The sequence below is a fragment of the Marinobacter lacisalsi genome (assembly GCF_042651045.1).
GTDB lineage: Bacteria > Pseudomonadota > Gammaproteobacteria > Pseudomonadales > Oleiphilaceae > Marinobacter > Marinobacter lacisalsi.
Genome location: NZ_JBHSDI010000050.1, coordinates 17,249 through 37,689, shown reverse-complemented (window position 1 = coordinate 37,689; position 20,441 = coordinate 17,249). Strand labels below are relative to the sequence as shown.

Here is a 20,441-nt window from a genome sequence, read left to right as displayed (position 1 = left end):
CTCAGCCTGGGCATGAAAACGCCCCAAGAGGTACATGAAAAAGCCAGCCCCCATAAGGCGCTGGCTTCAACAAAAACCGTCAACGTATTTTAGGACGGGTCACGGCAAACGCGTTATCATTGCCGCCTGTTTGAACGTTTACATGGGAGTGCCCGTCCGGTGAGTCACTCCGCAGATCAGGAATCACTATGAGCGAACTGAAGAACGACCGTCTCCTCCGCGCCCTGATGCGCCAGCCTGTTGATCGGACGCCTGTCTGGATGATGCGCCAGGCCGGTCGCTACCTTCCGGAGTATCGGGCCACTCGGGAGAAGGCCGGGGACTTTCTGAGTCTTTGCAAGAACACGCCGCTGGCCTGCGAAGTAACCCTCCAGCCGCTGGAGCGTTTTCCGCTGGATGCAGCGATCCTGTTCTCGGATATCCTGACCATACCGGATGCCTTGGGTCTGGGCCTTTATTTCGAGACTGGTGAGGGCCCCAAGTTCCGTAATGTGATTCGGTCCGAGGCGGATGTGGCGGCGTTGCCGAACCTCAAGGCGGATGTGGATCTGGACTATGTAATGAATGCCGTGTCGACCATTCGCGGCGCTCTCAATGGCCGTGTGCCGTTGATCGGTTTCTCTGGCAGTCCCTGGACGTTGGCGACCTACATGATCGAGGGTAGCTCGTCGAAGGACTTCCGCGAGGCCAAAAAGCTGATGTACGGTCAGCCCGAGGTTATGCATCGGTTGCTGGATCATCTGGCGAACTCAGTTATTGACTATCTCAACAGTCAGATCCGGGCTGGCGCCCAGGCGGTGCAAATTTTTGATACCTGGGGCGGGGTGCTGAGCAGCTGGGCCTATCAGGAGTTCTCATTGGCGTATATGAAGAAGATTGCTGATGGGCTGATCCGTGAAAATGACGGACGCCGGGTGCCATTGATTATCTTCACCAAGAACGGCGGTCAGTGGCTGGAGTCCATGGCGGATTCGGGCGCTGATGCCCTGGGGCTGGACTGGACCACGGATATTGGTAATGCCCGGGCTCGTGTAGGTGATCAGGTGGCCTTGCAGGGCAATATGGACCCGGCCATGCTGTACGCGCCGAAGGAGCGGATTCGTGAGGAGGTGGCGGATATCCTCAAGCGTTATGGTTCAGGCCCTGGTCACATCTTTAATCTGGGCCATGGCATTACGCCGGATGTGGATCCGGCCCATGCCGGGGCGTTTATTGAGGCGGTTGTCGAATTGAGTGGGGAGTATCACCGCTGAGTCGTACAATATTAGCCTGATAGGCATGGTGCCAGGGCCATCAGGCCGATAACACTTTTCCGGACACGCCGTGAATACGTCCATGTAGGCTCTTCAAAAACGTCCCTGTTTTTGAAGGTCCGGAAAAGTGTTCTCAACCTGCTGGCCGTCCTGCCTTTGAGATAACGCTACTCCTGTATATGTAACCTGAATATTGATATGCCGTGCCTGCGGTGCTGGTCTCAGCCTTCGGTGAGGTCTATAGTCAGGAAAAGACAAGAAAATGGACAAGGGAGTCAGGAAATGGACCAGAATACCCCCGAAAAGCGCCGCTTCCAGAGAATCCAGTTTGACGCACCCTGCGAAATACACTGGCAGGATGACATGCAGACGGCTGAGGTTCTGGATATCTCCCTGAAAGGTGTACTGGTCAGCCGCCCGGCGGGCTGGGCAGCGTCTGAGGGCGAGCCCTGCGAGTTGACCATCCATCTGAATGACCACGAAAGCGCTATCGTAATGGCAGTCACCCTACGTCATCTGGAGCCCGACCGGTTGGGCTTCAAGATCGAGTACATTGATCTGGAGAGTGCGTCTCACCTTAAAAGGCTGGTGGAATTGAATCTCGGGGACGCGGAGCTTCTGGAACGGGAGCTTTCTCACCTGATCGAATAACCCGCCAAGCGTTAACTGCGAAGACGGATAAGGAGACAGGTTGAGAAGCTTTTCCCGGACCTTCGAAAAAAGGGGTGAAACGCGCCAGCGTTTCACGGGCCGGCCATGGACGGCCGGTCCAGGACCTTTACGGCGACGCAGGAGCATTTAGCCGTAAAGGTTTTCGAAGAGCCTACATGGACGTATTCACGGCGTTTCCGGGAAAAGGTTCTCGACCTGTCGCCCAGCCACCAAACAACCAGGCTGCTGAGATCATTCTCAATTGGCTGATCTAAAGGTCTTCAAGCGCCGTCAACGCCTCACTCAATTTGGTTACCGGAATCACCTTCATTCCCTCGATGGCTTTGCGGGGGGCATTGGCCTTGGGCACCAGTGCTCGAGTGAAGCCGTGCTTTGCCGCCTCATAAATCCGTTCCTGCCCTGAAGGCACCGGACGAATCTCGCCGGATAGGCCGACTTCGCCGAAGATCACCAGATCCTGGGGCAGGGCGCGGTCGCGGAAGGAGGAGACGATAGCGGCCAGCAACGCCAGGTCGGCACTGGTCTCCGCCACTTTGACGCCACCCACCACGTTAACGAACACATCCTGATCCGCCACATGCATGCCGCCATGGCGGTGCAATACGGCCAGCAGCATCGCCACCCGGTTCTGGTCCAGGCCCACGGCCACCCGCCGCGGGTAGCTGCCCTGGGCCATGTCCACCAGTGCCTGGATCTCCACCAGCATGGGGCGGGTGCCCTCCCAGACGACCATCACCACGCTGCCCGGGGCGGCTTCCTCGCCACGGTTCAGGAAAATGGCGCTGGGGTTTTTCACTTCCTTCAGGCCCTGTTCCAGCATGGCGAACACGCCCAGTTCGTTGACCGCGCCAAACCGGTTCTTGATGCCCCGCAGGGTCCGATAACGACTGTCACTGGAGCCCTCCAGCAGGATGGAGCAGTCGATCATGTGTTCCAGCACCTTGGGACCGGCCAGGCTACCGTCCTTGGTGACATGGCCTACCAGGAACAGGATGGTACCCGTCTGCTTGGCGAAGCGGGTCAGGTAGGCCGCGCTCTCCCGCACCTGGGACACGGATCCTGGGGCGGATTCGGTGTCCGCCACGTGCATGACCTGGATACTGTCCACCACCAGGATCTTCGGCTTCTCCGCTTCCGCTACCTGTATCAAGCGCTCGACGCTGGTTTCCGACAGCATCTTCAGATCCTTGGTTGGCACACCCAGGCGCTTGGCCCGCATGGCCACCTGTTGCAGTGACTCTTCGCCGGTAACGTACAGGGCGGGGGTCTTCTCCGCGAGGTGGCAGACCGCCTGTAGCAGCAGGGTGCTCTTGCCAGCGCCCGGGTGGCCGCCCATAAGCACTGCGGAGCCTTCCACCAGGCCGCCGCCCAGAACCCGGTCGAACTCCTGCATGCCGGTACTGATGCGGGGTTGTTCGGTCAGGCTGACCTCGTCCAGGCTTTTTACTTCCGTCAGGCTGCCGGCGAAACCTTCAAAGCGGGCGCCACGGGCCCCTTTATTGGCCCCGCCAACGCCACGAACCTCTCTGATGGTATTCCAGCCATGACAGGCGCCGCACTGTCCCTGCCATTTGGAATAGTCAGCGCCGCACTCGGTGCAGACGAAAGCGGTTTTTGCTTTGGCCATAGGGTTTGCAGTCTTTACAGAAGGGGAAATGAAAAAGGCCAGGCCTGTTGGCCTGGCCCTGTGGTCTATGCCAGCTTCTTGTGCTTCATGCGCTGGGGCTGCATGGCCGAGTCCCCTTTGCGTTTCTTGAAGTCTTCGTCGTACTCGCTGAAGTTGCCCTCGAAGTAGACCACTTCACCGTCATCCTCGAACGCGAGGATGTGGGTGGCCACCCGGTCCAGGAACCAGCGGTCGTGAGAGATGACCAGAGCAGAGCCCGGGAAATTCAGCAGGGCCTCTTCCAGGGCGCGGAGGGTTTCCACGTCCAGGTCGTTGGTGGGCTCGTCCAGCAGCAGCACGTTGCCCCCCTGTTTGAGCAGCTTGGCCAGGTGCAGGCGGTTGCGTTCGCCGCCGGACAGATCGCCCACCCGCTTCTGCTGGTCGCCGCCCTTGAAGTTGAAGCGGCCTACGTAAGCCCTGGACGGGGTTTCGTAGTTGCCGATCTTGATGATGTCGTTGCCGTCCGACAGCTCTTCCCAGACCGTCTTGCTGCCATCCAGGTCCCGCATCTGGTCCACGTAGGCCAGTTCCACGGTTTCGCCCACCACGATCTCGCCGGAATCCGGCTTGTCGTAACCGGCAATCATCTTGAACAGGGTGGATTTACCGGCACCGTTACCACCGATGATCCCAACAATCGCACCCGGCGGCACGCTGAACGAGACGTTCTCGTAGAGCAGGCGGTCACCGAAGGACTTGCTGATACCGTCGACCTCGATCACCTTGTTACCAAGGCGGGGGCCGGGCGGAATGTACAGCTCGTTGGTCTCGTTGCGCTTCTGGAATTCCTGGGAACTCATCTCCTCGAACCGGGCCAGGCGGGCCTTGCTCTTGGACTGACGGCCCTTGGCGTTGCTGCGAACCCACTCGAGCTCCTGCTTGACCGCCTTCTGGTGCGAGGCTTCCTGCTTGGATTCCATTTCCAGGCGTTTTTCTTTGTTCTCCAGCCACTGGCTGTAGTTGCCTTCGAAGGGAATGCCCTGGCCACGGTCCAGTTCCAGAATCCAGCCTGCCACGTTGTCGAGGAAGTAGCGGTCGTGGGTAATGGCCACCACGGTGCCGTCAAAGTCGTGGAGAAAACGCTCCAGCCAGGCTACGGATTCCGCATCCAGGTGGTTGGTGGGCTCGTCCAGCAGCAGCATGTCCGGGCTGGAGAGCAGCAGGCGGCACAGGGCTACCCGGCGGCGCTCACCACCGGACAGGTTGGCCACTTTCTGGTCCCACGGTGGCAGTCTCAGGGCATCCGCCGCCACTTCCATCTTGCGTTCAATATCATGGCCGTCAGTGGCCTGGATGTAGGCCTCCAGCTCGCCCTGTCTTTTGGCGAGCGCGTCGAAGTCTGCATCCGGTTCGGCGTAGTCGGCGTATACCTGGTCCAGGGCCGCAAGGGCATCGTGAACGCCGGATACGGCCTCATCGACGATGTCCTTGACGGTCTTGTCGTCGTCCAGTTCCGGTTCCTGGGGCAGGTAGCCCACATTGATGCCGGGTTGGGGACGGGCTTCGCCGATGTAATCCTGGTCCACTCCGGCCATAATGCGCAACAGGGTGGATTTACCGGCGCCGTTAAGACCGAGAACGCCGATCTTGGCGCCCGGGAAGAAGCTCAGGGAAATGTCCTTGAGAATCTCGCGCTTGGGCGGAACCACCTTGCCCACGCGGTTCATGGTGTAAACGTATTGGGCCATGTTGGCTGTATCCTCTTTATGCAGGTATTGCCACGATATCCACGGAAAGAAAAGATTTTGCCACGAAATCCACTAAGTCCACGAAACGACAGGCCCTAAGCTTTCTATAGAACCTGGTTTGACTCGCTGGTTTCATTGCGTTTTTTTGGTGGATTTCGTGGCCAGCATTGTCTTTATCTTTTTGTTTTCCGTGTTCTTCCGTGGCAAAAATTCTTAAAGGCAGGCCAGAACGTGGCCTGCTGGAAAACAGAACCCCGTAAGGTATCTAAACCCATGGGGGATAGCAATTGACGCAGAGCGGAACAAGCCGCGTGCCGGTATCTGCGGACAGCATAAAGGATGATTTTTTACCCGGTTTCGAGATAGAATAGCGGCCCAATTTTTCAGGGGTTGCGGGAGCTCAACGCGTCTCCCGGGCCAGCCATTCAGACAGGGGCAGCAGATTCCATGTTTAATCGTGATATGAAAATTGCCGGTTTCGATGACGAGCTCTGGAACGCCATGCAGGCGGAGACCCAGCGTCAGGAAGCCCACATCGAACTGATCGCATCCGAGAACTACACCAGCCCCCGTGTAATGGAGGCCCAGGGCAGCGTGCTCACCAACAAGTACGCAGAGGGTTACCCCGGCAAGCGTTATTACGGTGGCTGCGAGTTTGTCGACATCGCGGAACAGTTGGCAATCGATCGTGCCAAGGAGCTGTTTGGTGCTGCCTACGCCAATGTCCAGCCCCATTCCGGTTCCCAGGCCAACTCTGCCGTTTTCATGGCCCTGCTGAAGCCCGGTGATACCGTGCTGGGTATGAGTCTTGCCCATGGTGGTCATCTGACTCACGGTGCTACCGTCAACTTCTCTGGCAAGATCTACAACGCGGTCCAGTATGGCATCAATAACGAGACCGGCCTGATCGACTATGACGACGTTGAGGCGCTTGCGGTCGAACATAAACCCAAGATGATCATTGCCGGTTTCTCCGCGTATTCCCAGAAGCTGGACTTTGCACGCTTCCGTGAGATTGCCGACAAGGTGGGTGCCTACCTGTTCGTGGATATGGCCCATGTGGCTGGCCTGGTTGCGGCGGGCGTTTACCCTGACCCGGTGCCTCACGCTCACGTGGTTGCCACCACTACCCACAAGACCCTGCGTGGCCCCCGTGGTGGTCTGATCCTGGCTTGCGACGACGAGGGTCTGCAGAAGAAACTGAACTCCGCCGTTTTCCCCGGTGGCCAGGGTGGCCCGCTGATGCACGTGATTGCTGCCAAGGCCATTTGCTTCAAGGAAGCCATGAGTGAAGAGTTCAGGTCCTATCAGCAACAGGTGGTGAAGAACGCCGTTGCCATGGCCGATGTGTTCATCGAGCGTGGCTTTGACGTGGTGTCCGGTGGCACCAGGAACCACCTGTTCCTGCTGAGCCTGATCAAGCAGGACATTACCGGCAAGGATGCGGACGCAGCCCTGGGCCGCGCCCACATCACGGTCAACAAGAATGCTGTTCCCAACGATCCGCGCTCGCCGTTCGTAACCTCTGGCCTGCGTATCGGCACACCGGCGGTCACCACTCGTGGTTTTGGTGAATCCGAATGTCGCGAACTGGCTGGCTGGATGTGCGATATCCTCGACAATATGGAAGACGAGAGCGTGATTGCAAACGTTCGTGAGCAGGTGGAAGCCCTGTGCGCGCGCTTCCCTGTCTACGCCAGCTAGGCGGCAGGCGACTCTTCTGACGACCGCGCCAAAAATGGGGCGGTCTGTTCTTACCGGAGCATTTGACTATGCATTGTCCTTTCTGTGGTGAAGCCGATACCAAGGTGATCGACTCCCGGCTGGTGGCCGAGGGTGACCAGGTGCGCCGCCGCAGGGAGTGCCTGTCCTGCCGCGAGCGTTTCACCACGTTCGAGAGTGCGGAGCTGGTCATGCCCCGGGTGGTCAAGCAGGATGGTACCCGGCAGCCCTTTGACGAGGAAAAGCTGCGGGCCGGACTGATGAAAGCCCTGGAAAAGCGCCCGGTCAGCATTGAGCAGATCGACGCCGCTCTCAACCGGATCCGCTATCGTCTGCGGGCGACCGGTGAGCGTGAGGTCAAGTCCATGACCCTGGGTGAGGAGGTCATGACCGAGTTGCGCCAGTTGGACAAGGTGGCCTATGTGCGGTTTGCATCGGTCTACAGAAGTTTCCAGGACATCAACGAATTCAAGGAGGAAATCGAGCGGCTGTCCGACGGCGCCGACCCGGCGGATGTGGCCAGGGTGCTGGCCGACCGGGATTCCACTGAAGGTTCCTCATGACACCGTCCCAGGATATCGCCATGATGGCCCGGGCCATTCAGCTGGCATGGCGTGGCCGCTATTCAACTCACCCCAATCCTCGCGTGGGCTGTGTCATTGCGAGGGGAGATCTGGTGCTGGGCGAAGGCTGGCACGAGCGCGCAGGCGAGGCCCATGCCGAGATACGCGCGCTCAGCCAGGCCGGGCCGGATGCTCGCGGCGCGACCGCCTATGTCACTCTGGAACCCTGCAGCCACTTCGGGCGCACGCCACCGTGCTCCCGTGCCCTGATTGAGGCGGGCGTGGCCCGAGTGGTGGTGGCCAGCGAAGATCCCAATCCCAGCGTTTCCGGGCGGGGACTGCAGCAGTTGCGCGATGCGGGTATCCGGGTCAAGGATGGCGTACTCAGAGAGGAGGCCGCCAGACTAAACCCGGGCTTCCTCAAGCGCATGCGGAACGGCCGTCCCTGGGTGAGATTGAAGATGGCGGCCAGCCTTGACGGCCGTACCGCGATGGCGTCCGGCGAGAGCAAGTGGATCACCGGCCCCGAATCACGCAGCGACGTGCAGCGCCTGCGAGCCATGAGTGATGCCATTCTCACCGGGGTGAACACGGTCCTGGTGGATGACCCGTCGTTGACAGTCCGGCGCAACGAGCTCGGCGAGATTGGCGATGCGACGGAGCCATCCCGTCAGCCCCTGAGGCTGATCGCCGACCGGGACGCCCGCACGCCGTCCGGCGCGAAGATATTGCAGGGGGGCGATGTTCATTTGTTCTGCTCATCCGAGGCGATGTCTTCACCCGCGGCACAGGATCTGGCGGCGCTCGGTGTCACCCTGAACGGCGTCGGCTGGCAGGACAGCGGGGTCAACCTGGGGCAGTTGCTGGACAGGCTAGGCGAGCTGGGTGTGAATGAATTACTGGTGGAGGCAGGGCCTACCCTGGCAGGCGGGTTCATCGTCGAGGGGCTGGTTGATGAACTGTGGCTCTATCAGGCACCCGTGTTCCTGGGCAGTGAAGGCAGACCCACGGCACGGCTGCCGTTCAAGGACATGTGCGAGAAAATCGAGTGGCTGGTCACTGACCGGCGCCAGTTTGGCGTGGATACACGGCTGATACTGGCGCCCAAGGTCCTGTCGCCCAACTCATCTGCGGGCAGCTGACGCGGCCTGGGGACCCATGCATTAACATCACGGCAGCCCTGCGCTCGCCGGGAGATTGTGGAAGACTATGGCATTGAACACTGTTGAAGAGATCATCGAAGACATCCGTCAGGGCAAGATGGTGATTCTCATGGATGACGAGGATCGCGAGAACGAAGGCGATCTGGTCATGGCCGCAGAGCATTGCACAGCGGAGTCCATCAACTTCATGGCCCGCTTCGGTCGCGGGCTGATCTGCATGCCTATGTCCCGGCAGCGCTGTGATCAGTTGGGCCTGTCGCTGATGGTGCAGAGCAACAACTCCGGGTTTGGCACCAAATTCACCCTCTCCATCGAGGCGGCGGAAGGGGTAACCACCGGTATCTCCGCTGCAGATCGTGCCCGTACCGTGCAGGCAGCGGTGGCCAGGAACGCAAAAGCGACGGATCTGGTACAGCCAGGCCATATCTTCCCGTTGATGGCTGATCCGGGCGGTGTTCTCAGCCGTGCCGGGCACACCGAGGCATCCTGTGACCTGGCAGCCCTGGCAGGGTCCGAGCCAGCGGGCGTGATTTGCGAGATCATGAACGACGACGGCTCCATGGCCCGCCGCGAGGACCTTGAGAAGTTTGCCGAGCAGCATGACCTGAAGATTGGCACCATCGCGGACCTGATCCACTATCGCACCATGAATGAGCGCACCATCGAGTGCGTGGAGCAGTACGACCTGGATACAGAGTATGGTGTTTTCAACCTGCGCACCTACCGTGACAGTATCCAGGGTGGTACCCACCTGGCGCTGGTGATGGGGGAGATTAAGGCAGAAACACCGACCCTGGTGAGAGTCCATGTGACGGATACTCTCCGTGACCTGCTGGGCGCCCGTCGCAAGGGCTCCCACAGCTGGCCACTTCACCATGCCCTGGAGAAGGTGGCAGAAGCCGGCAAGGGCGTGGTCGTGCTGCTGAACAGTGCCGAGGACAGCTATAACCTGGAGGACCGCATTCACGAATTCTTCGGGGAAGGGCCTGCCAAGGCAGGTAAGGGTGGCAGCTCCGGCGTCTATTTCACCGTCGGCACCGGTTCACAGATCCTGCGGGACTGTGGGGTCGGACAGATGCGCCTGCTGAGCGCTCCCATCAAATTCTCTGCCATTTCCGGTTTCGACCTGGAAGTGGTGGAATATGTACCCTACACCGGTAGTTAAAACCAGAACTCAACGATTTATTGACCTGCGGGTCGGAACAGGAATGACAATGGCAGATATCAAGGTTATTGAAGGGGATTTTCGACAGTGCGCCGGGCGTTATGCGCTGGTGGTGGGTCGTTTTAACGGATTTGTCGTGGAAAGCCTGGTGGAGGGCGCGGTGGATACCCTGCGCCGCCATGGCATTACCGATGAGGGCATCACCATCGTGCGGGTGCCGGGCGCCTACGAGATGCCTCTGGCAGTGAAGCGCGTGGCGGAGACTGGCAACTTTGACGCCATCATTGCCCTTGGAGCGGTCATCCGCGGAGGTACGCCGCATTTTGAGTATGTTGCTGGTGAAGCTGCCAGTGGCCTGGGGGCTGTCAGCCTGGAGACCGACGTCCCGGTAACCTTCGGCGTGCTGACCGTGGATTCCATCGAGCAGGCCATCGAGCGTTCCGGTACCAAGGCCGGCAACAAGGGTGCCGAAGCAGCCATTACCGCGCTGGAAATGGTCAGCCTGTTCAATAAGCTGGGTGAGTGATGAGCGAGCAGGACAGCACAACGCCCGGGGCGCCTGCCCCGGGCCAGCCCAAGGCCGGTGACCGCCGCCGGGCCCGGGTACTGGCCCTGCAGGCCTTGTACCAGAGGCATTTCAGCAAGAGCCCGATCAATGATATCGAGGCCGAGTTCATGGTCGACAACGACATGAGCAAGGTGGATTCGGCATTTTTCCGGGATCTGCTGCGCGGTATACATCGTGAGCAGTCCGAACTGGACAGGCTTATTGAGCCGCTACTGGACCGCCCACTGGCGGAAGTGGACCCCATCGAACTGGCGATCGTGCGCATTGGTGCCTACGAGCTCAAATACCGCATAGACGTGCCCTACCGGGTGGTGATCAACGAGGGCATCGAGCTGGCCAAGCGTTTCGGCGGCACCGAGGGGCACAAGTTCGTCAACAGCCTGCTGGATAAGCTGAGCCAGCGCCTTCGTCTGGCGGAAACCCGTCCGCGGCAGCCGTAAACCTCCGCCATGGGTGAGTTCGAGCTGATCCGCGCCCTGTTCCACCCGCTGGCGGAAGCAACCCGCCAGCACGGAGTTGTTTTGGGACCGGGGGATGATTGTGCCATCCAGCGGGTGCCGCAAGGGCATGAGCTGGTTTTCTCCATTGATACCCTGGTTGCTGGCGTCCATTTCCCCTCAGGTTACGATCCTGCGCAACTTGGCTGGCGGTCACTGGCGGTCGCTGTCAGTGATCTGGCTGCCATGGGCGCCGACCCGGTCTGCTATACGCTTGCGCTGACGCTCCCCGAGGCCGATTCGGACTGGGTGACCGCACTGGTCAGCGGTTTGCGTGAGGCGTCCTTTGCGTTCGGTATTGCTCTGGCCGGTGGTGATATTACCCGGGGGCCCCTGACGCTGACGCTTCAGGTTCAGGGGACGGTGCCCGAAGGGCAGGCGATTCGACGTAGCGGTGCACGACCGGGCGACCTGGTTGCGGTCTCCGGCCCGCTGGGCGGTGCCGCTGCGGCATTGGCATGGCTGGATGCGACTGATCCCCCGGCGTCGGTCGAAGGTTTCCTTGCCCGCTACCATCACCCCATGCCCCGCTGTGCGTTGGGCCGCCATTTGCGAGGCGTCGCCAGCGCTGCCATTGATATTTCGGACGGTTTGGTGGCGGATCTCGGGCATATCCTTGAGGCGTCCTCGGTCGGAGCGGAACTCGAGCCGGGCCGGGTGCCGAGGGATTTTGGTGGTACCTGGGCCAGCCTGGATCAGGCCCTGTATGGGGGCGATGACTATGAGCTCTGCGTGACCCTGGCGCCCGCAGCCCTGGATCGGTTGCCGGGCCATGTGGCCAGCAGTCTTGACGTAATCGGGAGGGTGTGTGCCGGTTCCGGGTTACGGCTTGTACAGGCTGACGGTATTATTGAGGAGATTGCTGTGCCGGCAGGGTATGACCATTTCAAAGGACGATAACGGACCAGATCATGACCGACTATCAGCAAGAGGCAGATGACGACCCGCTGCTGATACTGCCACCGCGGTTTCTTCGTCATCCCGTTCACCTGCTGGCGTTCGGCTTTGGTAGCGGGGCTGTGTCGCGTGCGCCGGGCACCTGGGGCAGTCTGGCGGCGATCCCCTTGTGGTATCCATTGTCATTGCTCCCCGAAGTCGCCTATTGGGCGATTGTGCTGATGGCCCTGCTGGCCGGGGTCTGGTTGTGTGGTCAAACCGCGAAGTCCCTCAAGGTCCATGACCATGGCGGGATCGTATGGGATGAGTTCGTGGGCATGTGGGTGGTTCTGGGCTTCTTTCCCCAGACCTACTACGGGGTATTACTCTGTTTCGTGGCTTTCCGGCTTTTCGATGTATGGAAACCGTGGCCCATCAACTGGGTTGACGAGCACACACCGGGCGGCCTGGGCATTATGATTGACGATGTCCTGGCGGCGATAATTGCTTTGGGTGTCATCTGGGCCGCAGAACTGTGGCTGATGCCGGGCCTCCTATGAGATCGCCAGCAGCACCTGAAGACGCATCCCTGCGTTCCGCGGGTCCGCGTAGGCACAAGTCAGTGGACCCGCATTTCCCGGGATTCGTGGGGCAACATACTGATGACGTGGAGAAAGCGTTTGAGGCCGATTTCAGCGCGTTCCCTTGTGGCGAACGGGCCACTGTCAAATCCTTCCCGCGTGGTAAAATACCATTTTCCTCCCACGCAGAAGTAGCGGCTGCAGCGAAATGGTATCGGGGCGGCCTCGCCCGCTCGGATGTTGGTGTCCATCGTAGCCTCCTACTACCTGCCTGTGGAATGTGACTGCGCCTGGACCCTGATCGCAACGAGATGCTGGTAACCCGTGCAAGCAGAAAACTCAGGGCGTATTGCACAAAAATAAACCAATTTCTGCCAAATTCAACACTTTTTTACAATTCAATGATGGAATGCTTCCGGATCACGGACTTGCGCCGGAACAGGTCTGTGGTCAGAATGCCCCCATTGCTCAAGGGGCGCTGATGTCCCTTAATACAAGTTCAATGCTATTCATGGAGAATGACCGAATGGTTGCAAGGTTTATCAAGGTTCCGCATAGCGGGCTCACCTGGCTGAAGGTGCTTGTTTCGGCGCTGGCGATTGTTGTGGTATCAGGTTGTAGCAGCACCAGCATGTCGCGGGTTCAGACCTGGGAAGGTGAAGCTTCCGGTGACGTGGCGGTACTCAAGGTGCCCTCTTCGGTCAAGCTGCGTGAAGTCAATGGGCGTAAGGTTGGCAACTTCCTGATGGACGATCTTGCCATCGATTACGAGTTGTTGCCGGGTACGAATATCGTTGTTTTCACCCACAAGACTATCTGGGCCAAGAGCGGCGTGATTCGAGATGGGGAGTCTGCGGTGCACGTCGTAGAGAGTGCGCCGCAGCAATTCGTCATCGAAACCCGGCCGGGTGAGATGTATCGCTTTGATGTTCCCAAGGTCACATCCCGTCGCGAGGCGGAGCAGTTTGCGGCCAATTTCAGTGCAGAACTGGTAACCGACGATGGTACTGTGGTTGCCCGCTCAGAGCCGTTCGAGGGCTATCCCGAGCAGCAGGTCGCTGGTCAGCAGTCTGCAACGCCACCGGGCAGCGGGGCTGCTGTCGTTGCCGGGCAACCCAGGGCGGATTACCAGGGTCAGGGAACGAATCGTGTGAATACACTGGACGCTCTTAAAGTTCTGTGGGAGCGGGCCAGCGGCGATGAAAAGCGCGAGTTCCTGCGCTGGGCCTTCGACTGAAGCTTGGGAGTCTGCGCGGCAGAAAGTCTTCCCGCTGCTATCGCCTGGCGCGATTTCTACCGAGCAGCCTCCCGGGGGCGTTTCATTCCATATCCAGCCAGCCCCGGTAAAGTTCGGGCTGGCTGAGCCTCTCCCAGAACCACTGCAGGGCTTTGCCCTGATCCTCGCTGCGGCGGGCGATATGGACCGCAATGGGGTCCCGGGGAAGATCCACGGATTTCTCTACCAGCAAACCCTCTTTCAGTTGCCGCTGGATTCGGTACCGTGGCAACCAGCCCACGCCAAGTCCGGCTTCCTGTAACGCAATCTTCTGATCAACATTGGTCACCGTAACGGTCTGCTGGCGTCGAAAAATCCCGGCGCTGCCTGGCGGTAGTGAGCGGGAGCTATCGGCTGCCACGGCGGCTGGATATTGTGAGATGTCATGCTCCGTCAAAGGTTGGTCAGCGCTGGCCAGAGGGTGACCAGCAGCCACGGCAAACACAAATGGCACCTTGCCGAGACTACGGGTGGAAAAGTCGCCTGCAGGTCGGCTTAGCTGATCGGCGCCGATGGCCAGATCAACGCGCCGGCTTTGCAGGGCATCCCAGGTGCCTGTGAACACTTCTTCCATCAACTGCACCTCGACCGGAATCCCCAGGTCGTAGAATTCGCGAATGGCCGGGAACATGAGCTCGGCGGGCAACAATGAATTGAATCCGATCCTGATCCGCGTCTCCCATCCCTGGGCGACCTGTCGCGTGGTATGGGCGAGGGCTTCTGTGGCTTCCAGCAGTGAGCGGCCTTCGTTGAGCAGGTACCGGCCGGCAGGCGTCAATGTGGCCCGGTGACCGCTTCGGTCAAAAACAGCTACGTCCAGGTCTTCTTCCAGCTTCTGAACCGTGTAGCTGATTGCCGATGGTACGCGGAATAGTTCGCTGGCGGCGCCAGCGAAGCTGCCCTTTCGGTCGATGGCATTGAGTACTTTCAGGGCGTCGATAGTGATGGCTGTATGCATGTTCGAATTATCTGAAGGTGATGGCCAGAATTGATTGCTTGGAGCGTAGCAGGGCGGTGGCTAAGCTGTCTGCTATTGATTAGTGACTTTTTCGCCACGGAATCCACGGAAAACACGGAAAGAAAAAGAATGAAAGGATTTTAGCCACGAAATCCACTAAATCCACGAAACGACAGGCCCGGAGCTTTCTATAAAACGTTGACTTGCTGGTTTTATTTCGTGGGTTTAGTGGATTTCGTGGCCGACATGGTCTTTATCGTTTTGCTTTTCTTTGTTTTTTCGTGTTCTTCCGTGGATTCCGTGGCTAACACCTTGGGGGGTAAAAATGGGATTGCTGGTAGATGGCAAATGGCACGATCACTGGTATGACACGGATAAAACCGGCGGCAAGTTTGAGCGGGAGGCAGCGCGCTTTCGTAACTGGGTCACCGCCGACGGCTCACCCGGGCCAGCAGGAGAGGGCGGATTCAAGGCCGAATCCGGGCGTTACCACCTGTATGTGTCCATGGCCTGTCCCTGGGCTCACCGAACCCTGATATTCCGTAAGCTGAAGGGGTTGGAGTCTCGCATTCCAGTGTCAGTGGTTCATCCGGATATGGTGGAGAACGGCTGGGAATTCCGGCCGGATGATGGAGCTCACCGGGACCACCTGCATGATGCCCGCTTCCTTTACGAGCTATACATCCGCGCGGCACCGGACTATACCGGGCGCGTTACCGTGCCCACACTCTGGGACCGGCAGAGGGAAACCATCGTCAGCAACGAATCCGCTGATATCATCCGCATGTTCAATTCGGCGTTTGACGAGTTACCGGGCGTACGGCATGACCTGGATTTCTACCCCGAGTCATTGCAGAGCGAGATCGACAGGGTCAATGAACGGGTCTATCACACGGTCAACAATGGCGTTTACAAGGCCGGGTTCGCGACTGCCCAGGACAAGTATGAGGAGGCCTATGGCGCACTTTTCGACTCCCTGGACTGGCTGGACGAGCGGTTGGCCCATCAGCGTTACCTGGTGGGCGACCAGCCTACGGAAGCGGATTGGCGCCTGTTTACCACGCTGATCCGGTTCGATGCGGTGTGCTTCAGCCACTTCAAATGCAATCGACAGCGCATCGGCGATTACCCCAACCTGTCCGGCTATGTGAAGGATCTCTACCAGGTCAGGGGGGTGTCAGACACCGTCGATATCGAGCAGATCAAGCGTCATTACTATGTCAGCCAACGGACCATCAACCCGACGCAGATCGTACCGGTCGGGCCTGAACTGGATTTTGATGGGCTTCATGAGCGCGCATCGCTTTAGTGCTTCCCGTCCAACTTTCCTGGTGGGCTAGTGCGGGGGCTGCCGGCGGATTTTTTGCACGACATATAGTCAAGCATTACTAATGCTTTGCGGACATTTTTCAGGTGTCGCTCTGGCTTTTCCGTGGGGAGTTGTTTTGTGATGCAGTTCAGGATTTTTGGTGGTTAAAATGGTTCGATTGATGCGCCTGAGTCGAGTGAATGCCAGGTATTAAAGAGGCCGCTTATCGGCGTCTTGCGATCGCGAATATATGGATGAAAACTACAAGGAGAAGGTATGTTACCGGTAAATAACGACGGTTGGGTAACTCATAGTAAAGTCAGGCAAGAGCATCGTCCCGCCATTGAGCATTCCCCAATCGCTCAAGTCTCCGCTGTAGTGCTTCACAGAACCGCGACAGCTAATGCTCAGTCGGTTTTGAACGCTTGGAAGACCAAGAAATCAGGCACACACTTTTTAATTGCAGAAGATGGAACCATCTATCAATCTGCCAGCCTCAAGAAACAATGTTGGCATGTTGGTCAGCTTTACTCGCGGTGTCGGAAAGCTTCTAGCTGTTCTCAGGAGGATGCTTCGGTTATTGAGCAGTTGCTTCACCGGGAAAATGCCAGCTGGGGTGAGAAGTTTCGCTTGGTGACCCGACATGAGCTGGGTAAAGGTTACCCAGAGCGCTTTCCTCACAATCACGACTCTTTGGGTATTGAGATTGTTGGCGTCATGTCCGCTGAGAAAAAAATCTATGAATTGCCGAGTGCAGAGCAGCAGAAGTCTCTGTTCTGGTTGGTAGACGAGCTTATTCGGTCTTATTCGCTAAGTCTGACGGACATCTACGCTCATGGTGATATCGCCCACAAAGAGCCGTCGGAAGGAAAGGCTTCGTTGGATGCGTATCTGGTTGAGAGGGCGGGCTGATGAAGGCAATGCTTGTTTTGGTGGTTGCTCTTGCTATGTCGGCATGCGTAAACACCCAACAAAGCTCATCTCAACAACATGGAAAAAGGTCGTTTTCCGTTGCCGAAATGTCTGATGAGGTGAGAGACGAAAACGGCTATGGTTGTGAGCTTGTGGACCAGGTGGATCTCGCTCGTTTTTTGCAAACTGCCGATTTCGAATCACAGCGAACCATTCATGACCACTTTTCGGTGGTTGGGTGTTCCGTTACCGGAAAGATCAGCATGAATGGCGAGATTTCGACATTCGTGTTCGACTACGGCGGCATTATGTATCTTGATGACGGACGTATTCTCGCCTGTGGTGAGAATTGTTGTGGGAGCGGATACGAGTATTGCACTTGGGAGGCGTCGCCGGGCGAGAGCTGAAGCAGGTATTCAGGAGACCCGCTCGACCGCCAGATCAGCCAGCTGACTCAGGGCAGTGGTGTGCTCCGAAGCAGGCAGCTGCTCTGCGCAAGCCTTTGCCAGTTGTGCCTGCTCCCGGGCTTTTTTCAGGGTGTATTCAAGGGCACCTGAGTCGTTAACGATGGTCAGGATGCGGGGAAGGTCGTCCAGGCCTCCCTTGCGGATGGCGTTGCGGATCAGCTGCCGGTCATCCTCGCTGCTGTTGGCCATGGCATGGATCAGCGGCAGGGTGGGTTTGCCTTCGGCAAGGTCGTCGCCCACATTCTTGCCCATGGCCTGGGCGTCCCCGGTGTAATCCAGGGCGTCGTCCACCAGTTGGAAGGCCAGGCCCAGATGTTTGCCGTAGTCCTTGAGGGCCTTTTCCTGTTTCTCATCCGCTCCCGCCAGCAGAGCGCCAGTGTGGGAGGCTGCCTCGAACAGCATGGCGGTCTTGTTGTGGATGACCTCCATGTACTTGTCTTCGCTCACATCCGGGTTCTTTACATTCATCAGCTGAAGAACCTCGCCCTCGGCGATGACGGCGGTTGCGTGGGACAGCACCTCCATAATAGGCAGGCTCTTCAGCTCCACCATCATCTCGAACGCCCTGGCATAGAGGAAATCCCCTACCAGAACACTGGGCGCATTGCCCCAGCGGGCATTGGCGGTGCTGCGACCCCGTCGCATGTCTGAGGTGTCCACCACATCGTCGTGCAGTAGCGTGGCGGTATGAAGGAACTCGATGACCGCGGCCAGCTTCAGGTGCCCATTCTGATCGTAGTCGAGGGCTCGGCTGGAAAGCAAAACCAGTAACGGCCTCAGGCGCTTACCGCCGCTTTCGATGATGTACTGGGCGATCTTCTCCACCAGGGGAACATCTGAGGAAAGCCGCTTGATGATCAGGTCATTGACGCGGGCGAAGTCGTCCGCGACGGTGTCGTGTATGCGCTGGGCAGTCATGCGGCTGTCCGGTCCCCTGATAGTGATTTGTCTGATAAAACAGGCAGGTCGCGGCAATGCTAGGTATTGCCGCTATCAGTGTCAACTTGACTTGTGTTCAGTCAGTGGTTTTCGTACAATCACGCGCCTTAACTCATCCCAACCTGCGCTCCCTGCTATAGGGTCGCCAGAGCGCCTCCCTTAGAACCAGGTGGATAAGAGCAGGGATGGGTCAATCGCGGAGAAGGTACTTATGTACGCAGTTATTGTTAGTGGTGGCAAGCAGCACCGTGTAAAGGAAGGCGAAACACTCAAGCTGGAAAAGCTGGAAGTTGAAACTGGTGGCACTATCGAGTTCGATCGTGTCCTGCTGGTCGGCAATGGCGACGACATCAAGGTGGGCGCGCCGGTTGTGGATGGTGCCAAGGTAACCGCAGAGGTGGTTGACCACGGTCGTCACGACAAGATCCAGATCATCAAGTTCCGTCGTCGGAAGCATTCCATGAAGCGTCAGGGCCACCGTCAGTGGTTTACTGAAGTCAAGATCACGGGTATCCAGGGCTGAGACCCTCGAGTAACCCCTTAGATAAGGAGGCTTGTAATGGCTCATAAAAAAGCAGCAGGTAGTACCCGTAACGGTCGCGATTCCGAGTCGAAACGACTTGGTGTCAAGCGCTTCGGCGGTGAGACTGTCCCTGCAGGCAGCATCATTGTTCGTCAGCGTGGCACTCGTTTTCATGCTGGTGACAACGTAAGTCTGGGCAAGGACCACACCCTGTTTGCAACCGCAAATGGTCAGGTCAAGTTCGAGACCAAGGGTCCCCAGGGCCGTAAGTTCGTCAGCATCGTTCCAGCGGCGTAAGTCCGCGGTGATGCCCGGCTCTGATATCATTCGATAACAGGGCCGGCAAAAACCCCGCATAGCTTTGAGGTTTTCTGCCCGGTAACAGGCCGGCGGAAGCCAGGGCCTGCGGGGTTTTTTCGTTTATGCGCAGGGCGCAATAGGTTGAACCATGAAATTTGTAGATGAAGCCACCATTATCGTCGAGGCCGGCAAGGGCGGGCATGGCTGTCTGAGTTTCCGGCGCGAAAAATACGTGCCCAAGGGTGGCCCGGATGGTGGTGACGGGGGCGATGGCGGCTCGGTCTATCTTGAAGCGGACGAGTCGCTCAACACGCTGATCGACTACCGCTTCCAGCGCAAGCACAAGGCGCAGAACGGTCAGCCGGGGTCGGGGCGCAACTGCACGGGCATCAAGGGTGATGAACTGGTGCTGCCGGTGCCGGTGGGTACCACCGTGGTCGATATGGACACCCACGAGGTGCTCGGCGACCTGACATACGCCGGTCAGCGCCTGAAGGTGGCTCAGGGCGGGTTCCACGGTCTGGGCAATACCCGTTTCAAATCCTCGGTCAACCGGGCACCGCGCAAGACAACCAACGGCTCTGAAGGTGAACTCCGCAACCTGCGTCTTGAGCTGAAAGTGCTGGCGGATGTGGGCCTGCTGGGTATGCCCAATGCCGGCAAGTCCACCTTTATCCGCTCCGTATCGGCGGCCAAGCCCAAGGTGGCGGACTACCCGTTCACGACGCTGGTGCCCAATCTGGGCGTGGTCAAGGTACAGGAGCATCAGAGCTTTGTGATCGCCGACATCCCCGGTCTGATCGAGGGGGCTGCTGAGGGTGCCGGGCTGGGCATTCGCTTCCTGAAGCATCTGGTGCGCACTCGCTTGCTGCTGCATCTGGTGGATGTGGCGCCTTACGATGGTTCGTCGCCGGCGGATGCAGTGCGGGCCATCGAGCATGAGTTGGAAAAATTCAGCGAAACCCTGGCCAATCGCGACCGCTGGCTGGTGCTGAACAAGGTGGACATGGTGGCGGAGGATGAGCGTGAAGCTCATTGTCAGGCCATTATCGATGAGCTGGAGTGGCAGGGTCCGGTATTCCGCATCTCCGCCATCAGTGGTGAGGGCACGAAGGATCTGTCCCAGGCCGTCATGCGCTGGATTGAAGAGCGTGCCCGGGAAGAGGCGGATAACCCCGAGCTGGCCGAGGAAGAGGCCGAGCGCCGCAAGCAGATGGACGAAGAAGCGCGGCAGGGCATAGAGGAAGAAAAGGCTGCCCGACGCGCTGCCCGGGAAAGTGACGATGATGACGACTTTGACGATGACGACTACGACGTCGAGGTCGTCTACGCTCCGGAATAAA

Annotated in this window: 22 protein-coding genes; 17 read left to right on the top strand and 5 right to left on the bottom strand. The window is 58.6% G+C overall.

Annotation, left to right across the window (positions count from 1 at the left end):
• Positions 1–188: 188 nt before the first annotated feature.
• Positions 189–1,253, top strand: a complete 1,065-nt coding sequence (gene hemE, locus ACFOZ5_RS14165) for a uroporphyrinogen decarboxylase (RefSeq protein WP_379888423.1) — start codon at positions 189–191, stop codon at positions 1,251–1,253.
• A gap of 282 nt (positions 1,254–1,535) precedes the next feature.
• Complete coding sequence (locus ACFOZ5_RS14160; RefSeq protein ID WP_379888421.1) at positions 1,536–1,904, top strand: PilZ domain-containing protein; 369 nt, start codon at positions 1,536–1,538, stop codon at positions 1,902–1,904.
• A gap of 271 nt (positions 1,905–2,175) precedes the next feature.
• Here the strand turns inward: ACFOZ5_RS14160 and radA are convergent, their stop codons facing one another.
• Together radA and ettA are read right to left on the bottom strand one after the other, a co-directional pair.
• Entirely contained in the window at positions 2,176–3,552 is a 1,377-nt protein-coding gene (gene radA / locus ACFOZ5_RS14155) for a DNA repair protein RadA (RefSeq protein ID WP_379888419.1), read from the bottom strand.
• A 65-nt stretch (positions 3,553–3,617) separates the two neighbouring features.
• A complete protein-coding gene (ettA, locus tag ACFOZ5_RS14150) occupies positions 3,618–5,279 on the bottom strand; it encodes an energy-dependent translational throttle protein EttA (RefSeq protein ID WP_379888417.1) in 1,662 nt (553 codons plus the stop codon).
• A gap of 447 nt (positions 5,280–5,726) precedes the next feature.
• Between ettA and glyA the strand changes: the two genes are divergently transcribed.
• From glyA to ACFOZ5_RS14110, 8 genes are all read left to right on the top strand, one after another.
• On the top strand, positions 5,727–6,983 hold the full coding sequence (glyA, locus tag ACFOZ5_RS14145; protein ID WP_379888415.1) for a serine hydroxymethyltransferase: 1,257 nt from the start codon (positions 5,727–5,729) through the stop codon (positions 6,981–6,983).
• 68 nt (positions 6,984–7,051) lie between these two features.
• A complete protein-coding gene (nrdR, locus tag ACFOZ5_RS14140; protein ID WP_379888413.1) occupies positions 7,052–7,564 on the top strand; it encodes a transcriptional regulator NrdR in 513 nt (170 codons plus the stop codon).
• Positions 7,561–8,706: a bifunctional diaminohydroxyphosphoribosylaminopyrimidine deaminase/5-amino-6-(5-phosphoribosylamino)uracil reductase RibD gene (gene ribD / locus ACFOZ5_RS14135; RefSeq protein ID WP_379888411.1), complete on the top strand. Its 1,146-nt coding sequence runs from the start codon at positions 7,561–7,563 to the stop codon at positions 8,704–8,706. Before nrdR ends, ribD begins: the two co-directional genes overlap by 4 nt.
• 67 nt (positions 8,707–8,773) lie before the next feature.
• The gene (gene ribBA, locus ACFOZ5_RS14130) at positions 8,774–9,892 is read left to right on the top strand and encodes a bifunctional 3,4-dihydroxy-2-butanone-4-phosphate synthase/GTP cyclohydrolase II (protein ID WP_379888409.1); all 1,119 of its coding nucleotides are present in this window, start codon (positions 8,774–8,776) and stop codon (positions 9,890–9,892) included.
• 49 nt (positions 9,893–9,941) lie between these two features.
• Positions 9,942–10,418: a 6,7-dimethyl-8-ribityllumazine synthase gene (gene ribH / locus ACFOZ5_RS14125; protein ID WP_379888407.1), complete on the top strand. Its 477-nt coding sequence runs from the start codon at positions 9,942–9,944 to the stop codon at positions 10,416–10,418.
• Positions 10,418–10,900, top strand: coding sequence for a transcription antitermination factor NusB (gene nusB / locus ACFOZ5_RS14120; protein WP_379888405.1), 483 nt, complete (start codon positions 10,418–10,420; stop codon positions 10,898–10,900). Before ribH ends, nusB begins: the two co-directional genes overlap by 1 nt.
• Positions 10,901–10,909: 9 nt before the next feature.
• A complete protein-coding gene (gene thiL, locus ACFOZ5_RS14115; RefSeq protein ID WP_379888403.1) occupies positions 10,910–11,857 on the top strand; it encodes a thiamine-phosphate kinase in 948 nt (315 codons plus the stop codon).
• Between the two features lie 11 nt (positions 11,858–11,868).
• Positions 11,869–12,393 carry a phosphatidylglycerophosphatase A family protein gene (locus ACFOZ5_RS14110; RefSeq protein WP_379888401.1) on the top strand — a complete coding sequence of 175 codons (525 nt, stop codon included), beginning with the start codon at positions 11,869–11,871 and terminating at the stop codon, positions 12,391–12,393.
• 59 nt (positions 12,394–12,452) lie between these two features.
• Here ACFOZ5_RS14110 and ACFOZ5_RS14105 read toward each other — a convergent pair whose 3' ends face one another.
• A complete protein-coding gene (locus ACFOZ5_RS14105; protein ID WP_379888399.1) occupies positions 12,453–12,665 on the bottom strand; it encodes a DUF6316 family protein in 213 nt (70 codons plus the stop codon).
• Positions 12,666–12,940: 275 nt separating this feature from the next.
• On the opposite strand from ACFOZ5_RS14105, the gene ACFOZ5_RS14100 reads away from it, so the two are divergent.
• Entirely contained in the window at positions 12,941–13,651 is a 711-nt protein-coding gene (locus ACFOZ5_RS14100; protein WP_379888397.1) for a DUF2057 family protein, read from the top strand.
• 82 nt (positions 13,652–13,733) lie between these two features.
• Here the strand turns inward: ACFOZ5_RS14100 and ACFOZ5_RS14095 are convergent, their stop codons facing one another.
• Positions 13,734–14,648: a LysR substrate-binding domain-containing protein gene (locus ACFOZ5_RS14095; RefSeq protein WP_379888395.1), complete on the bottom strand. Its 915-nt coding sequence runs from the start codon at positions 14,646–14,648 to the stop codon at positions 13,734–13,736.
• A 325-nt stretch (positions 14,649–14,973) separates the two neighbouring features.
• Between ACFOZ5_RS14095 and ACFOZ5_RS14090 the strand changes: the two genes are divergently transcribed.
• From ACFOZ5_RS14090 to ACFOZ5_RS14080, 3 genes are all read left to right on the top strand, one after another.
• Positions 14,974–15,957, top strand: a complete 984-nt coding sequence (locus ACFOZ5_RS14090) for a glutathione S-transferase family protein (RefSeq protein ID WP_379888393.1) — start codon at positions 14,974–14,976, stop codon at positions 15,955–15,957.
• A 276-nt stretch (positions 15,958–16,233) separates the two neighbouring features.
• Entirely contained in the window at positions 16,234–16,869 is a 636-nt protein-coding gene (locus tag ACFOZ5_RS14085) for an N-acetylmuramoyl-L-alanine amidase (protein ID WP_379888391.1), read from the top strand.
• On the top strand, positions 16,869–17,276 hold the full coding sequence (locus ACFOZ5_RS14080) for a hypothetical protein (RefSeq protein WP_379888389.1): 408 nt from the start codon (positions 16,869–16,871) through the stop codon (positions 17,274–17,276). The genes ACFOZ5_RS14085 and ACFOZ5_RS14080 overlap by 1 nt, the downstream gene beginning before the upstream one ends.
• A gap of 9 nt (positions 17,277–17,285) precedes the next feature.
• Here the strand turns inward: ACFOZ5_RS14080 and ispB are convergent, their stop codons facing one another.
• Complete coding sequence (gene ispB / locus ACFOZ5_RS14075) at positions 17,286–18,254, bottom strand: octaprenyl diphosphate synthase (protein WP_379888387.1); 969 nt, start codon at positions 18,252–18,254, stop codon at positions 17,286–17,288.
• 232 nt (positions 18,255–18,486) lie between these two features.
• On the opposite strand from ispB, the gene rplU reads away from it, so the two are divergent.
• From rplU to cgtA, 3 genes are all read left to right on the top strand, one after another.
• On the top strand, positions 18,487–18,798 hold the full coding sequence (gene rplU / locus ACFOZ5_RS14070) for a 50S ribosomal protein L21 (RefSeq protein ID WP_189577465.1): 312 nt from the start codon (positions 18,487–18,489) through the stop codon (positions 18,796–18,798).
• 36 nt (positions 18,799–18,834) lie between these two features.
• A complete protein-coding gene (rpmA, locus tag ACFOZ5_RS14065; protein WP_379888384.1) occupies positions 18,835–19,095 on the top strand; it encodes a 50S ribosomal protein L27 in 261 nt (86 codons plus the stop codon).
• A gap of 151 nt (positions 19,096–19,246) precedes the next feature.
• Positions 19,247–20,440, top strand: a complete 1,194-nt coding sequence (gene cgtA, locus ACFOZ5_RS14060; protein WP_379888382.1) for an Obg family GTPase CgtA — start codon at positions 19,247–19,249, stop codon at positions 20,438–20,440.
• Position 20,441: the final 1 nt, after the last annotated feature.

Coding starts and splice junctions, on each gene's coding strand:
- ACFOZ5_RS14095 (WP_379888395.1), bottom strand. CDS start 14,648: ATGCATACAGCCATCACTATCGACGCCCTGAAAGTACTCAATGCCATC.
- thiL (WP_379888403.1), top strand. CDS start 10,910: ATGGGTGAGTTCGAGCTGATCCGCGCCCTGTTCCACCCGCTGGCGGAA.
- ACFOZ5_RS14100 (WP_379888397.1), top strand. CDS start 12,941: ATGGTTGCAAGGTTTATCAAGGTTCCGCATAGCGGGCTCACCTGGCTG.
- nusB (WP_379888405.1), top strand. CDS start 10,418: ATGAGCGAGCAGGACAGCACAACGCCCGGGGCGCCTGCCCCGGGCCAG.
- rpmA (WP_379888384.1), top strand. CDS start 18,835: ATGGCTCATAAAAAAGCAGCAGGTAGTACCCGTAACGGTCGCGATTCC.
- ribD (WP_379888411.1), top strand. CDS start 7,561: ATGACACCGTCCCAGGATATCGCCATGATGGCCCGGGCCATTCAGCTG.
- ACFOZ5_RS14110 (WP_379888401.1), top strand. CDS start 11,869: ATGACCGACTATCAGCAAGAGGCAGATGACGACCCGCTGCTGATACTG.
- cgtA (WP_379888382.1), top strand. CDS start 19,247: ATGAAATTTGTAGATGAAGCCACCATTATCGTCGAGGCCGGCAAGGGC.
- ACFOZ5_RS14160 (WP_379888421.1), top strand. CDS start 1,536: ATGGACCAGAATACCCCCGAAAAGCGCCGCTTCCAGAGAATCCAGTTT.
- ispB (WP_379888387.1), bottom strand. CDS start 18,254: ATGACTGCCCAGCGCATACACGACACCGTCGCGGACGACTTCGCCCGC.
- radA (WP_379888419.1), bottom strand. CDS start 3,552: ATGGCCAAAGCAAAAACCGCTTTCGTCTGCACCGAGTGCGGCGCTGAC.
- nrdR (WP_379888413.1), top strand. CDS start 7,052: ATGCATTGTCCTTTCTGTGGTGAAGCCGATACCAAGGTGATCGACTCC.
- ACFOZ5_RS14105 (WP_379888399.1), bottom strand. CDS start 12,665: ATGGACACCAACATCCGAGCGGGCGAGGCCGCCCCGATACCATTTCGC.
- ACFOZ5_RS14085 (WP_379888391.1), top strand. CDS start 16,234: ATGTTACCGGTAAATAACGACGGTTGGGTAACTCATAGTAAAGTCAGG.
- rplU (WP_189577465.1), top strand. CDS start 18,487: ATGTACGCAGTTATTGTTAGTGGTGGCAAGCAGCACCGTGTAAAGGAA.
- ACFOZ5_RS14090 (WP_379888393.1), top strand. CDS start 14,974: ATGGGATTGCTGGTAGATGGCAAATGGCACGATCACTGGTATGACACG.
- ribBA (WP_379888409.1), top strand. CDS start 8,774: ATGGCATTGAACACTGTTGAAGAGATCATCGAAGACATCCGTCAGGGC.
- ettA (WP_379888417.1), bottom strand. CDS start 5,279: ATGGCCCAATACGTTTACACCATGAACCGCGTGGGCAAGGTGGTTCCG.
- glyA (WP_379888415.1), top strand. CDS start 5,727: ATGTTTAATCGTGATATGAAAATTGCCGGTTTCGATGACGAGCTCTGG.
- ACFOZ5_RS14080 (WP_379888389.1), top strand. CDS start 16,869: ATGAAGGCAATGCTTGTTTTGGTGGTTGCTCTTGCTATGTCGGCATGC.
- ribH (WP_379888407.1), top strand. CDS start 9,942: ATGGCAGATATCAAGGTTATTGAAGGGGATTTTCGACAGTGCGCCGGG.
- hemE (WP_379888423.1), top strand. CDS start 189: ATGAGCGAACTGAAGAACGACCGTCTCCTCCGCGCCCTGATGCGCCAG.